This window comes from Kitasatospora gansuensis (assembly GCF_014203705.1).
GTDB classification, from domain to species: Bacteria; Actinomycetota; Actinomycetes; order Streptomycetales; family Streptomycetaceae; genus Kitasatospora; species Kitasatospora gansuensis.
Map to the genome: position 1 here is coordinate 82,155 of NZ_JACHJR010000001.1, position 13,767 is coordinate 95,921.

The 13,767-nt window shown below is 71.0% G+C and carries 13 protein-coding genes; 6 read left to right on the top strand and 7 right to left on the bottom strand.

Annotated elements, in window-relative coordinates; translation table 11 throughout:
* Positions 1–10: 10 nt before the first annotated feature.
* The 4 genes from F4556_RS37745 to F4556_RS00460 all read right to left on the bottom strand — a co-directional run bounded on the left by F4556_RS37745 (position 11) and on the right by F4556_RS00460 (position 3,859).
* Positions 11–430 carry a DUF5984 family protein gene (locus F4556_RS37745; protein ID WP_313069150.1) on the bottom strand — a complete coding sequence of 140 codons (420 nt, stop codon included), beginning with the start codon at positions 428–430 and terminating at the stop codon, positions 11–13.
* On the bottom strand, positions 331–801 hold the full coding sequence (locus F4556_RS37750) for a DUF5984 family protein (RefSeq protein ID WP_184910587.1): 471 nt from the start codon (positions 799–801) through the stop codon (positions 331–333). The genes F4556_RS37745 and F4556_RS37750 overlap by 100 nt, the downstream gene beginning before the upstream one ends.
* Before the next feature lie 71 nt (positions 802–872).
* Positions 873–2,390 carry a S1 RNA-binding domain-containing protein gene (locus F4556_RS00455; protein ID WP_184910589.1) on the bottom strand — a complete coding sequence of 506 codons (1,518 nt, stop codon included), beginning with the start codon at positions 2,388–2,390 and terminating at the stop codon, positions 873–875.
* Positions 2,391–2,773: 383 nt separating this feature from the next.
* Positions 2,774–3,859, bottom strand: a complete 1,086-nt coding sequence (locus F4556_RS00460) for a DUF5937 family protein (RefSeq protein WP_184910591.1) — start codon at positions 3,857–3,859, stop codon at positions 2,774–2,776.
* A 100-nt stretch (positions 3,860–3,959) separates the two neighbouring features.
* Here F4556_RS00460 and F4556_RS00465 point away from each other — a divergent pair, with 100 nt between their 5' ends.
* Entirely contained in the window at positions 3,960–5,207 is a 1,248-nt protein-coding gene (locus F4556_RS00465) for an MFS transporter (protein ID WP_184910593.1), read from the top strand.
* A 33-nt stretch (positions 5,208–5,240) separates the two neighbouring features.
* On the opposite strand, the gene F4556_RS00470 is transcribed toward F4556_RS00465, so the two are convergent.
* Together F4556_RS00470 and F4556_RS00475 are read right to left on the bottom strand one after the other, a co-directional pair.
* On the bottom strand, positions 5,241–6,464 hold the full coding sequence (locus tag F4556_RS00470; RefSeq protein ID WP_184910595.1) for an alpha/beta hydrolase family protein: 1,224 nt from the start codon (positions 6,462–6,464) through the stop codon (positions 5,241–5,243).
* A 464-nt stretch (positions 6,465–6,928) separates the two neighbouring features.
* On the bottom strand, positions 6,929–7,489 hold the full coding sequence (locus F4556_RS00475) for a TetR/AcrR family transcriptional regulator (protein WP_184910597.1): 561 nt from the start codon (positions 7,487–7,489) through the stop codon (positions 6,929–6,931).
* Between the two features lie 111 nt (positions 7,490–7,600).
* On the opposite strand from F4556_RS00475, the gene F4556_RS00480 reads away from it, so the two are divergent.
* The 3 genes from F4556_RS00480 to F4556_RS00490 all read left to right on the top strand — a co-directional run bounded on the left by F4556_RS00480 (position 7,601) and on the right by F4556_RS00490 (position 10,539).
* A complete protein-coding gene (locus F4556_RS00480) occupies positions 7,601–8,287 on the top strand; it encodes an SDR family oxidoreductase (RefSeq protein ID WP_184910599.1) in 687 nt (228 codons plus the stop codon).
* Between the two features lie 131 nt (positions 8,288–8,418).
* A complete protein-coding gene (locus F4556_RS00485; protein WP_184910601.1) occupies positions 8,419–9,423 on the top strand; it encodes an NADP-dependent oxidoreductase in 1,005 nt (334 codons plus the stop codon).
* Between the two features lie 234 nt (positions 9,424–9,657).
* The gene (locus F4556_RS00490; protein WP_184910603.1) at positions 9,658–10,539 is read left to right on the top strand and encodes an alpha/beta fold hydrolase; all 882 of its coding nucleotides are present in this window, start codon (positions 9,658–9,660) and stop codon (positions 10,537–10,539) included.
* Positions 10,540–10,865: 326 nt separating this feature from the next.
* Here the strand turns inward: F4556_RS00490 and F4556_RS00495 are convergent, their stop codons facing one another.
* On the bottom strand, positions 10,866–11,498 hold the full coding sequence (locus F4556_RS00495) for a hypothetical protein (protein WP_184910604.1): 633 nt from the start codon (positions 11,496–11,498) through the stop codon (positions 10,866–10,868).
* Between the two features lie 289 nt (positions 11,499–11,787).
* On the opposite strand from F4556_RS00495, the gene F4556_RS00500 reads away from it, so the two are divergent.
* Together F4556_RS00500 and F4556_RS00505 are read left to right on the top strand one after the other, a co-directional pair.
* Positions 11,788–12,159, top strand: a complete 372-nt coding sequence (locus F4556_RS00500; protein ID WP_184910606.1) for a DUF6896 domain-containing protein — start codon at positions 11,788–11,790, stop codon at positions 12,157–12,159.
* A 219-nt stretch (positions 12,160–12,378) separates the two neighbouring features.
* Positions 12,379–13,758: a hypothetical protein gene (locus F4556_RS00505; protein WP_184910607.1), complete on the top strand. Its 1,380-nt coding sequence runs from the start codon at positions 12,379–12,381 to the stop codon at positions 13,756–13,758.
* The last annotated feature ends 9 nt before the right edge of the window (positions 13,759–13,767 follow it).

Below are 13,767 nucleotides of genomic sequence, written 5' to 3' on the forward strand. Positions count from 1 at the left end.
TCGGCCTCAGCTACCCAGGGGCGAGGAGCGTGCGCAAGCCGGTCCGCACCGCGTCCCAGTCAGTACCTGGTTCGTGATTCCGTGCGCGCTGCAGCCAGGTCGCCCGGTCCCGGTGCTCGCGGCGCAGCTCAGCTACGTCCAGCTGGACACCAGGCACCGGAGCGAACCTCTCCAACTCGTTGATGCGTTCGTCCATCGCTGCCAGCAGCGCCCGGTCGAATTCGGTCACGGCCGCGAGGAACTCACTCGTCGGCATGGTCACCCGCCCCGCCTGCGGCCCGGCGAACTCGATCACGCCCTCCGGGTCTGCCTGGTGCTCCCACGTCAGAGTCACGGTGTCGTCCTCACCGATGACGGTGCGCCAGCAGCGGACGCGCGGGGCGATCCGCAGATAGCTGGTGTTGAGGAAGCCCGCGCTGTGCCAGGCCAGGCCAGTGCGGCGTCGGCTTCGTCCGGTACGTCCTGCCACGCCCAGTCCGGCGAACTGTCGGCCGCGATGTCCACCAGGTCCGGTGGCACCGGTTCCATCACCTCCGACACGAGCTCGATCACGTCTTCCCACAGGCGGACCACGTAGTAGTCCACATACGGGCACCGCTGTCCGCCGTCAGTGCCACTCCGGAGTTCCCGGACCGTGCTCTCGGAGTAACGCAACACCTCGTGGCCGTCGAGATCGATGCAGTACCAGCCGTCGGTCAAGCCGAACCAGTGCAGCACCGGATTCCCGGCACCCGACGGCCGCATCTCGTCCAGCGGGGTCAGCCCGAAGCGGAAGCGAATCGCGGGTTCAGTGTGGATCACCGCTCCAGTGTCCCGGTGGGAACCGCACGCCACACACACGCGGCCCGCATTGCGGCCATCTTCCCAGCGCGTCAGGCGTGGTGGTGTTCCTCCACGCCTGGTCTGCAGGACCGCGTGTGCGACAGCGAGATCCGGCGCCGTGTGGGATCCACCTCGGTGATCATCACCGTGAGCCTGTCCCCTACCCGAACGGTGCCCTCGGGCCGGCCTGCGGGTGGCTGCGCGAGTTCGGAGTTGTGCAGCAGCCCCTCGAAGCCGTCCGCCCGGTCCTCGATGCGGACGAAAACGCCGAACGGCACGATCTTGGTGACCTCTCCGGTGACGGTCCGGCCCACCTGCTGCACGATCTGCAGCATCGGGTCCTCCTGCAGTCCTTTCACGGACAGCGATACCCGTTCCCGCACCAGGTCGACGTCGAGGATCTCCGTCGTGATCTGCTGGCCGACCGCGACGACATCGCGGGGGTGACCGATCGGGCGCCAGGACAGTTCGGGAATGTTGATCATCGCGGTGAAGCCGCCGATGTCGACGAACGTGACGCCGAAGCTCGCAATCTCGGTGACGGCACCGTTCACGGCCTGACCGCGGCGCAGGGTCTTCAGGAAGGCCCAGTCCCGGTCACTCGGGGTCGGCTCCGTGCGCCACCGGGCGCGCAGGACGCCGTCAGCATCGGGCAGCACAGCCGTGAACAGGGGACTACGCCCATCGACGTCCGTCGGCAGGACGGCAGCGGCACGTGCGCCGGAGACCTTGGCGGCCAGTGCCGTGAACTCGGTCTCGTCGGCGACCGTGCTGGTGATCAGGCCGGCCTGGTCCTCCCACACGAATTCGACCAGACCCTCGTCCGGGAGGCCGGCCAGGACCGCGGCGACATCGGTGGACAGGTCCGGCCAGAGCGCCAACCGGGCCCGCGGGGCCAGCCGGGCGCGCACCGCGTCTAGCGTGCCGTCTCCGAGCCGGTGCCAGCGGGAGGCGTTGTCGACATGCATCTCCTCCAGGAGCGCCGCCTCGCGCGTCGCCACGCACCAGCGCACACGCGCCCAGAAGACATCGTCGGCCGGGCGCTGCTCACCCGGCTCGTCGAATACCGCCTCGTACGGGGAAGCATCCAGCGGTTCGGGGAAGAGGCCCAGCTCGCGGGTGCGCGCCAGCGCCGCCTCGCAGGGCACGTTGCTGCCCACGTACACGTACTGGTCCCAGCCGACGTGCACAGCGAAGGTGTCCTCGACCTCCAGCCGGCACCAGGCGCCGCTGTCGCGCAGCATCGCCCGCACCAGCTCCAGACCAACCGGGACCGGCACCTGCGCCCCGTCGTGGAAACCGGTCAGGTCGGACGGGAAAAGCCCTGCGAGACCACCGCCCTCGAGCGCCGGCTCCAAGCCGAAGTGCACGAAGCCGAGCGCGGCCTGAGGCTCGCGGACGGCCAGGTGCCGCACACCGGTGTCCTCGGCGAAGGCCGCAACCGCCTCGAGATAGGCGGCCTCCACGGGCCCGTGGTCGCTGACCGCCTCCACCACCCCCGTGTAGTAACCCCGCTCGTCGCGGTCCGCAGGGTCGTACTTGGTGATCCGGTACACGTACGGCAGCACGTCACTGCCCCACAACAGCCGAGCACGACACTGCAGCCCAGCCACACTCCAAGGCGCCCACCCCCACGGCGGGGTGCGACAGGAACTGCTGACGTCGACGGAAGAAGCTCATCGGGCCATCCTGCCGGAGCCGACAGGTCAGACGCTCTCCCATATCCAACGCCCCGGGGGAACCACCCCGTCCATCGACCCCGACCGTCCCTGCAGACGCCGGCGAACAACAACGCCGAACCAAGTGGATCAGGCGAGCCCGGTCGGCGAACGGGCCGGGCCCGAAGCCACCGTCCGCTCCGGGCCGTTGTCCGCAGCCACGGCCAGGCACCAGTCGTCCACGGCGCCGAGCACACCGGTTGCGGCCGGCGCGCCAGCGGTCGGACGAGGCGTCAGCGCAGGACGGCGGCGAGGAGGTCCGTGCCGAGGGTCGTCGTGGTGGTGAGGTCGAGGGTGTAGAGGACGTAGCGGCCACGACGGCGGGAGGTGAGCAGGCCGGCGCGGCGCAGGACGGCGAGGTGACGGGAGACCTCGGGGTCGGTGAGTTCCCAGGCCCGGGCGAGTTCGCCGGTGGTGTGAGGACCGCGGGCGAGGGTGCGGACCAGGCGGAGGCGGACGGGGTGGGCGAGGGCTTCCAGGCGCAGGCGGACGGCCTCCAGGGAGACGGGTTCGGGGTGGTCGGCCTGGCTGACGGGGTACTGGACGACCGGCTGCCAGCCGGGGGCGTTGACGGCGACCAGGTGGGGGTGGCCGAAGACGGTGGGCAGGAAGGTGACGCCGGCCGGGCCGGCCTCGGTGGCGTTGTCCTGGAGCTTGTCGAGGACGAGCGAGCGGCCGTCCTCGCTGACGGTGATCGCGCCGGAGACGGCGGCCATCGCGGCGCCGAGCCCGTGACGGCGGATCAGCTCGGTCTTGGTGCGCAGGTCCTGGGCCAGTTGGGCCGCGATGCCGGGCCAGGCCGCCTCGAAGAAGGCCTCGGCGCACTGCTCCAGAGTCTCCCGGACACGGGCGCGGACCACTGCCGGGTCGGCCAACAGCCGTTCCGCGAAAGCCTCTTGGAGGGCGCCCCGGGCCTGCGCGCGGTCCAGTGCGTCGGCCCGGGCGGCCGGGTCGCGCAGCGGCGAGCGGCCGGCGAAGTGCAGGCGGTTGCTGCCGCAGGTGGTGACCAGGGCGGAGTGCGCGTAGCGGTCGTCGTCGATCAGGTCCACCTCGTCGAGTTCCTCGGCGAGGGTGGCGCGCGGCCGGGCCGGGACCAGGAAGTCGGCCCGCGAGGAGCGCCAGAGGAACTCGGCCTCGTGCAGCCGCTCGGCGAGCTCGGGGCGTAGCACGGCGTGCACTCCGGCCGCCCAGCCGGCCAGTTGCGGGTGGTGATCGGGGGCGGCCAGCACGTGCAGCATCGCGCTGAGTTCGGCGAGCGGTGAAACGGCGAAGCGGATCCGCTCGGGCGGTGTGCCGGTGAGGTCGATGCGCAGGGTCACCCGGACATTCTCCCTGTTCAGAGGCCGGGCCGGAGCACCGGTTGACGGGAATCGTCAACCGACGTGACCCCGATGGTGGCCGGGGCGCACCGTGTCCTCCATGACCACCGCGCCGCCGGATGCGACCCGGCCCACCCCTGACCACCGGCCCGCTCCCGAGCGGCGGGCCGCTCCCGAACCGCGGCCGACGCTCCGTCAACTGGTCGGCGCCTGCGGCGGACCGCGCTACGCCCTCGCCCTGGCCGTGGACGCGCTGGGCACCGGACTGCTGCGGCCGTTCCTGCTGCTGTACGGGATCACCGTGCTGGAGCTGTCCGCGGCGGCGACCGGCCTGGCGATGACGGTCGGCATCGTGGCGGGTCTGGTCTGCCTGCCGCCGCTGGGCCGCTGGCTGGACCGGGGCGCGCGCAGCAGCGCGGTGGCCGCCTCGATGCTGGTCCGGGTGGTGGGCGTGGTGGTGCTGGTGGCCGCGTCGGCCGGTGACGTGCCGCTGTTCACGGTGGCCGCGCTGCTGCTCGGCATCGGCAACCAGTCCTGGCCGGCCGCGCACGCCGCGCTGGTGGCCACCGTCAGCACCGGCCGGCTGCGCGACGCCGCGCTCGCGGCGGGACGCTCGGTGCGCAACGCGGGCTTGGGGGTGGGCGCGCTGCTGGCCGCCACCGCGGTCGCCGGGGGACCGTCGGCGCTGAGGGTGCTGGCGGTGGCGTCCGGTGCCGGCTACCTGGCGGCGGGCGCGCTGGCCTGGTCGGTACGGGTGGCCGCCGATCCGACGCGGCGTCAGAGCGCGGACGACGGGCCGACACCCGGGATGGGTGTGCTGCTGCTGGCCAACGTGCTGTACGTCTTCTGCCTGAACGTGCCCGAGATCGCGGTACCGCTGGTGCTGGTCACCCAGCTGCACGCTTCCCCGGTATGGGCGGCGGCGGTATTCGTCGCCAACACCGTGCTGGTGGTGGCCCTTCAGGTGCCGCTGACCACCTGGACCGCCCGCTGGTCGCGCGGCACCGTGCTGGCCGCCTCGGGTGTGGTGCTGGCCGTGAGCTACCTCGGCTTCCTGTTCGCCACCGGCCTCGGCCCGGCGGCGGTCGCCCTGGTCTCGGTGGCCTGCACCCTCGGCGAGATCCTCTACGCGGGCAGCTCCACCGCCCTGGTCACCGCCCTCGCCCCGCCCGCTCTGCTGGGCCGCGCCCTGGCCCGCTTCCAGCTCTCCACCGGCTTCGGCCTGGCCGTCTCCCCCGCCGCCATCACCGCCCTCGCCGCCCACGGCCCCGCCGCCCTCTGGGGTACCCTCGCCGCCGGCACCGCGGGCGCCTCCGCGGCCGTCTGGCGTGAGCGCGACCGGGCGTAGGTCGGACGGCCGCAGAGGCGCTCCGCCGGGCGGTCAGGGGAGGAACGTCACCGCCGGGAAGGCCGGGGACGGGCCGTCGAGCAGGGGCCGGCGGCGGTGGCGCAGGTGCTCGTCGAAGAAGGCGAGCGGGTATGCCTGCTGAATCCTCATCGCCTGGTCGGGGTCGAGGGTACCGATCACGTCCTGGAGCTGCTCCCCGCTCCACCCGAACAGCTTCGCCACCTGGGCGAACAGTGCCTCGTTGTCGCCGTACGAGATGTGGACGGCGCCCTGGGCCTGGATGTCCAGTCGCCAACCTCGCAGGTGCGACCAGAACGCGGCGGCGGCGGGGTCCGTGGCGCGGGTGAAGTGGGCGGACATCATCATGAACGGCCGGTGCAGGTCGCCGGCCAGCGGCGGGTTCATCTGCATCGGGGCGTCGAGGCTCAGGCCGGCCCGGATGCGCTCGTCCGCGAGCGCGGCGCAGGCGGTGGCCGTCCCGCCCTTCGACCAGCCGAACGCGCCGATGCGGTCAGGGTCGAGCGAGCCGAGCAGTCCGGCCGGGAGCCTGCGCCGGTCGACGTCCGGGTTGCACCCGGCGGCGAGCTGCTCGACGCAGTCCAGGACGAAGCGCAGGTCCGCCGCGAAGTCGCCCGGCAGGGTCGGCGCCTGGCGGTCGTCGGACGGGACGGCGACCCTGCCGTCGGGGAACTCGGTATAGGTGTCGTACTGGTGAGCGATCGTCACGACCGCGTACCCGTGACTCGCGAGCTCCTGGACCATGACGGTGTGGTCGCCCTGGTGGCTGCGCGCACCGTGCGAGTACACCAGGACGGGCAGCCGTCGGCCCGAACGCAGCACCGGCGCGCCCACGTGCGCGGAGGTGAACGGCGCCTGGTCGGCCAAGGTGGCGAACCCCACGTCCGCCAGGAACGCCTTCAACGCGCCGGCCGGCATCCACGGCGCCACCGGGTGGCGCCCGACGTCCCGGGCCGGGTACCAGACCGTGGCCATCAGCTCGCGGAAGTGCCCGCCGCCCGCGATGGCGTCAGGGCGTGAGCGGTCGACGAGGTGCAACTCGGCGGTGCCCACCGGGTACGGCCCGGTGGGGCCGGGCAGGGTGAGCCGCGTCGGGGTGGGAGCGGGTGCGGCCGGGACCGCCCAGGCGGGGCCGGCGACGGTGGCGAGCGGCACGGCCGCCGCCCCGACGGCCAGCGCGCCTCCCAGCATGCGGCGGCGCGTCATGCCCTTCCGGTCGGTGGACTGCGTGGTGGTCATGGTTCCCCCGTGGTGACGGATCGTCAGTCGTGCTGCCACGGCCGGTCCGTGGGCACAGGGGAACACTGTCACTTCCCTTCCCGCGTGACGTCAGCCCACGGGATTACATCCCGGAGCTGACCCGGCCCGCACTGTCCGGCAAACCGCCACCAGATGTCCTCACCGCGACACACCCGGACCGGGAAGGAGGCGATGCCGGTGGGTTGGCTCGCAGCGGCCGAAGACCTTCGCGTGGTGGACGTCGTAGGCGGCGTGACAGGCCAGGGCCCCGCCGCGGCCGTGGTTCACCCGCATCGCCCTGGCCTGCCTGGGGCCGACCAGCGTGCGAGCGGCGTGCCACTCACGGCGGGCAACTGGCAGGCGAGGGCCTTGACCTGAGCAGCCTGCAGAGCCCCGCCGTGGATGACGGTAGGTCGACGACACGCGCCCTTCCTGCGAGGTACCGCCCTGGACCGCGTCGCTGGTCAGCTGGTGGCCGTCAGTGCCTCGCGTGCAGTGGTGAGGATCTTCTCGGAGAGCGGGGAGCCCGTGGTGGCGCGGGACAGGACGAGTGCGCCGAGCATGGTGCACAGCCGGGTGATGCCGTCCTGGTCCTCGGTGGCGAGCCAGTCGGCGAAGTCGCCGACTCCCTGGGTGTAGACGCGGCGGGCCTCGCCGTCTGCGCCGTCGCGGGCCATGTCGCCGGCGAGTGCGGCGGCGGGGCACCCGTCCGCGGCGCTATCGCGGTGCTCGATGGAAAGGTAGGCGTCGATCAGCGCCCGCTGGGCGTCGTCGCGCTGGCCGGCGTACTGGTCGAGCCCGTCCTTGTGGTGGCGGGCGAGTTCGGCGAAGGCGTGGGCGGTGGCTTCGTCGACGAGTGCCTCCTTGGAGGCGAACTGCTTGTAGAAGCCGCCGTGGGTCAGACCGGAGGCCTTCATGAGGTCGGCGACGCTGACGTGGGTGCCCTGTTCCCGGAAGATCCGGGAGGCGGTCTCCACGACCCGTCGGCGGTTGTCCCGTGCCTGTGCCTGCGATACGCGGCCCATCGGTCACCCTCCCAGTTGGATGTCGAGTCGAATCTATTCTAGACTCCAGTTTAGATGTTGGATGAAATCTATTGGGGCGGTCAGCTGCCGCCCACTACCTCGGGAGTGCTCATGGAACTGAAGGACGCGGTCGTGGTGGTCACTGGCGCCAACCGGGGGCTCGGGCGGCATCTTGCCGCCCAGCTCGTGGAGCGCGGGGCCAAGGTCTACGCGGCGGCCCGCCGCCCCGAGACGGTGGACCTGCCGGGCGTCGTCCCGCTGCGGCTGGATGTGACCGACGCGGAGTCGATCCGGGCGGCGGCCCGCATCGCCGCCGACGCGACGCTGCTGGTCAACAACGCGGGCATCTCCACCGGGACGCCGCTGATCGCGGGCAGCCCGGACGCGGTGCGCTTGGAAATGGAGGTGAACTTCTTCGGCCCTCTCGCCGTGACGCGGGCTTTCGCCCCGGTCATCGAGTCCAACGGCGGCGGCGGCATGCTCAACGTGCTGTCGGTCCTGTCCTGGCTGCACCCGGCCGACCTCGGCGCATACGCCGCGGCGAAGGCGGCGGCATGGGCGCTGACCGGCGCGGTCCGAGAGGAACTGGCGCCCCACAACATCACGGTGACGGCGCTGCACGTCGGGTACATGGACACCGACATGGCCGCCGGCGTTCCCGCCGACCAGAAGGCAGACCCCGCCGAGGTCGCCGCCCAGGCCCTGTCCGCCGTGGAGGCGGGCCTGCCCGAGGTCCTCGCCGACGAGACCACCCGGTACGTCAAGCAGAGCCTGGCCACGTCGCCGAACGCGGCGTGAGAAGCACTCCCCCGTATCGGCGCGGGGCGCCGTGAACCAGCAGTGGCCGGCAGAGAGTGGCTCGTACCGGGGCAGGCCCGGAAACGAGCGAAGATCGCGTCCAGGTGCGGACGGGACACGGAGACGGAGAGATGAAGACCTACCTGATCGAGAAGTACGGCGACCAGTCGGCGGTGCACGCCGCCGAGCTGCCCGATCCGCAGCCCGGTCCCGAGGATGTCCTGGTCGAGATCCACGCGGCGAGCGTCAACCCGCTGGACTTCAAGATCCGCGACGGTGCCTTCAAGAGGATCCTGCCCTACCGCCTCCCCCTCGTCCTGGGCAACGACCTCGCCGGAGTGGTGGTCCGGGTCGGCTCCGCCGTCACCCGGTTCGCGGTGGGCGACGAGGTCTACGCCCGGCCCGACAAGGACCGCATCGGCACCTTCGCCGAACTCATCGCCGTCCACCAGGACGACCTGGCTCCCAAACCCGCCGCCCTCACCATGGCGCAGGCCGCCTCCCTCCCGCTGGTCGCCCTCACCTCCTGGCAGGCGCTGGTCGACAGGGCGCAGGTCCGGCCGGGCCAGAAGGTCCTGATCCACGCGGGCTCCGGCGGAGTGGGCACCATCGCCCTCCAGCTGGCCAGACACCTGGGCGCACACGTGGCCACCACCGCGAGCGCGGCCAACGCCGCCCTGGTCAAGGAACTCGGCGCGGACGTGGTCATCGACTACCGCACCCAGGACTTCGAGCAGCTCCTGGAGGGCTACGACGTCGTCCTGGACACCCTCGGCGGCGAGACCCTGGAGAAGTCGCTGCGGGTCCTCAAGCCGGGCGGGAAGGTCATCAGCATCGCCGGGCCGCCCGACGCGGACTTCGCCCGCGAGCTCGGCGCGAACCCGGTCCTGCGGCAGGCGATGAACGCACTGAGCTTCAGGACCCGGCGCCGTGCCAAGCGCCACGGCGTGACCTACTCGTTCCTGTTCATGAAGGCCGACGGCGGCCGGCTGCGCGAACTCACCCGGCTCGTCGACGCTGGCCACATCCACCCCGTTGTCGACCGGGTCTTCCCCTTCGACCGGACCCGCGACGCCATGGAGTACGCCGAGAAGGGCCGCGCAAAGGCCGGCAAAGTCGTCATCGCGATGAAGTGAGGTCTGCCGGCCGGTCCCCGCCTCCACCTGACCGGCCGGCATCGGCAGACAAGTGGATCCCCCCTCCCCGCCACCACAGGAATCGACCACAGGCGCCCCGCGCGCCCCTCCCCCTCATCCGGCCGCCGGCCCCGCGCCCACAGTCGGAAGGCCGGGAAACCGTCCTGCGCGCACCCGCGAGGACGAAGCGGCCGGCGCGAGGCCGCGGTAGATCCGAGACCGAAGGGCACACCCATGAACGACACACACGAAGGCAGCAGCGGCACAGCGATGTCCTACCAGGACGCACCGACCCGCACCGTCACCGCCGACCAAGTGACCTTCGCCTACCGCGAACTCGGCCCCCGGTCCGGCATCCCGGTGATCTTCCTCACCCATCTTGCCGCGGTACTCGACAACTGGGACCCCCGTGTCGTCGACGGCATCGCCGCCAAGCACCGGGTGATCACGTTCGACAACAGGGGCGTCGGCGCGTCCACCGGCTCGACACCCAAGACCATCGAGAAAATGGCCGACGACGCCGTCACCTTCATCCGGGCACTCGGGCTCGACCAGGTGGACATCCTCGGCTTCTCGATGGGCGGGATGATCGCTCAGGTGATCGCACAGAACGAACCACAGCTCGTTCGCAGGCTGATCCTCGCGGGCACAGGACCCGCCGGTGGCAAGGGCATCAAGAACGTGACCCGGATCTCCCACCTCGACACCCTCCGAGCACTGCTCACCCTCCAAGATCCGAAGCAGTACCTCTTCTTCACGCGTACCGCGAACGGACGCCGGGCCGGCAAGGAGTTCCTGGCCCGACTGAAGGAGCGAACGCAACACCGGGACAAGGCGATCTCCCCCAGCTCCTACCTCTCCCAGCTCAAGGCCATCCACCGATGGGGCCTGCAGGCGCCGGCCGACATGTCCCGCATCCACCAGCCGGTCCTGGTGGCCAACGGCGAGAGCGACCGGATGGTGCCGAGCGAGAACACCCTCGACCTCGCCGCACGACTGCCCCGGGGCGAACTCGTCCCCCTCTACCCGGACGCCGGACACGGCGGGATCTTCCAGTTCCACGACGCGTTCGTGGCGAGCGCCCTCACATTCCTCAAGGCACACCCCGACGCCTGACCGCCGCGTAGCTCAGGAAAAACGTCGAAGTCAGACGTCTGGAGACTCTGCTGAACGCGATCACGCCAGACTGCATGGCAGCGATTCCGGGCCTGTCAGCTGCGCCGGGCAGGATGCGGCCCCGTGAGCCTCCACTTCAACAGTGCTCAACCCGGATCCGGACGGCCGCCTACCGGGAGGAGACTTCGCGTCCCTGCGACGCCAGTCCCACGGCTTCGCGGCCGGCCGCGAGCTCTACGCGTGGGGCCTGTTCAGCCACAACTGCTGGTTCGACGACGATCTGACCAGGTCAAGCCGCTGAGCGCCGAAAACGTCAAAGAGCAGACTCAGCTCTGGTCCTCGGCGCAATCGGTCGGGCAGAGCACAGCGCCGGGCGCTATCGCCGCCTCGGCCGTCCCCAGCAGTCGGAGGAAGGCCTCATCATCCTCATCGGCACGGTCGTACTCCGTCTCGACAGCAGGGACCGTGACGATGGTGAGCGCGCTGTGCAGCTCTGCCTCGAACGGCCCGTCGGGCAACTGCCCTTTCAGGGTGCCGAGCACCAGGACTCCACCACGGTCGGCCGCGACCACCTCCTGTATCGCGAACCTCCAATGCCTGGCGGCGGCCGTCAGCACCCTCTGACCTGGGCGGCCGTGCAGCTTGAGCATGCCCCGCCGGTCGCGGACGTGATCAGCGATGGCGCAGCACAGGCGCAGGCCCGGGACCTGCGCCGTGTCGACCCGCTCGAACTCGGACGACGGTCGCAGGTCGAGCATCTCCCAGAGCAGGTCCAGCGCGCCGAAACGGGCCCGTGGGTGCGCGTGCTCGATGATGTCGAGGAGGATCGGCGCGGCCACGACCGCCGCAGGAAACACCTCCCGCTCCAGGTCGTAGATGAGAGCGCTGTCGAGCAGGCTGGTCACCGCGCCAGCGGCCTGGTTCAAGGTGGTCGCACTGGCCAGCGCATGCAGCTGCACTGCAATCTCACGCGGGCAAGTGCGCCACGGACTTGGGAACGAACTCCAGTCGACCGCGGCTATCGATTCGCTTCCCACACCTGACATCATCTCAGATGATCATCGACACTTCAGCGGTTGAACGGCGCCGTCGATCTCGTCCGCTGGTCCCCAGTCAGGCGGTCTGCCGACTCTGGCACGGTGAACCGCACCGTGGAACAATCGCGATTCTTGATCATCTGATCCGGCGGAGGGCGCGGTGCGGAAGTTCAGAGGCGACGCTCCGTCAGCACACTCATCACAGGACTTGATGCTCGGTTTCCTCGACGATCTCGACGCGGCCGACGCTGCGATGCGGGACGCCTTCCCGGCGCTGGAGCAGCTGGCTGACGTTCTGGCGCTCGCACGCTCGGGCCGGATCAGCCGCAGCGGCGAGGCCGGCAGGTACAACTACCTGGTGCACGGTGCGGGTTGTCGAATGACAGGCCCGGACGGCATCGACATCGACGTGGACTTCATCGGCGGGGCGGCGGCCTTCGACTTCTGGCGTCTGCGTTGCTACGGACAGAGCCTCCCGACACCTGTCGACCCCACGGCGGAGGAGCTGCGGGCGGCTGTCGAGAGCCTGAAGGACCTGCTGGCCGAGGTGAGGCCCGGGTGGTTCACGGTGTCCAAATCATGACGAGCTTACCGGGGCTGACCTTTCTGGCACCTGACTGAGCTCGCTCTTCCGGCCGTTCACCCGGGCAAGCAGCGAGACATTCTCCCCGGCCGTCCGGAATGCCGAAATCCGCCCTTACCCCCACCGTGTTTCTCCCAGCAATTCCCCATCCCCGCAAGGGACTTGAACTAAGCTTCCCCCCGGCCCGCCGAATCGGGCCGTCAACGGGGAGGAATCATCGTGATCAAATCCATGGGCACCCGCGTGCGCGCCACGCTGGCCTCGGCCGGGGCGCTCGCCCTGGCCCTGCTCGCCGCGCCACCCTCCGGTGCTGCCACCGGCGCTCCGGCCACGCCCACCGACCTCTTCAACGGGCTCACCTTCTGCTCCACGCGGGCGGGCGCCCCCACCTACCTCTGGGCCGGCGGCGGCGTGGAGATCATGGGCGTGCCACACCACACCGACCCCACCGGGCACCCCTACCTCGCCGCCGAGTACCAGGTCTGGCCGGTCACCGACCCGGGCCGGGTCAGCACGCTCACCAGCACCGAGGTCAGCACGCGCTTCGAGGCGCCGGTCACCGTACCGGCCGACGCCCTGTCCGAGGGGCAGACCTACGCCTGGAAGGTGCGCACGGTCGCCGGGGCACAGGCTTCGGACTGGTCCGCGCCCTGCTTCTTCGCCGTCGACAACACCGCCCCGTCGGCGCCGCCCCTCGTCACGTCCCCGAACTACCCCGAGAACGGCCGGGCCGACGGCGGCGAGCCGATCCGCCTCATCTTCGACGCCCACGGGGACACCGACGTCACCGGGTTCGTCTTCTCCTGGGGCGAACTGCCGGTCCTCGGCACCAGCATCGGCGAGTACGGCATCCCGAAGCCCACCGACCCGTACACCAAGGGCGACTACTTCGTACGAGCCGACCGGCCCGGCGGGACGGCCACCGTCAGCCTGCTGCCGCAACCCGACCGCTTCCGCCTGCGGCTCACGGTGGCAAGCCTGGACCGCTCCTTCAACCAGTCGTCGCGGTCGACCTTCACGTTCCTCCTGAAGTCCACCGCCCCGACCGTGGCCATGATCCCCCCGGCAGCCGACCTCGGGCAGACCGTACCGGTGCGGCTCACTCCCGACGCGCACACCCGGTCCCTCAGCCGGATCCTCTCCTACTCGGTGAAGATCACCACTGACGAAGGCACCCGGCAGGTGGAGGTACCGGCCGGGGGCAACGGAACCGCCGTCCTCCCCGTGAAGCTGACCGCCGACACGTCCCTGCTGGTGTCCAGCCACAGCGCCAACGGCTGGGTCAGCGACGAACGCCGGTGGACGGGCTACCAAGCTCTCGCCACCGAGGTGAGTTCGGCCGTCTACCCGGAGAACGAGTGCGGCGGCGGGGCGGGCGTCCCCGGCCGCTTCACCTTCCGGCCGCACGTCCGCGGCGTGGTGAGCTACCTCTACTCCATCGACGGAAGCCAGGAGCGCACTCTCCCCGCCGACCCCACCGGCCAGGCCACCCTCGTCTGGACCCCCGACCAGAGCGGCGACCACTACCTCGAGGTCCGCGCGAAGACCAGGGACGGACGCGAGCTGGGCGGCAACGACTACGCGTTCTGCGCCAACTGAGCAACACGG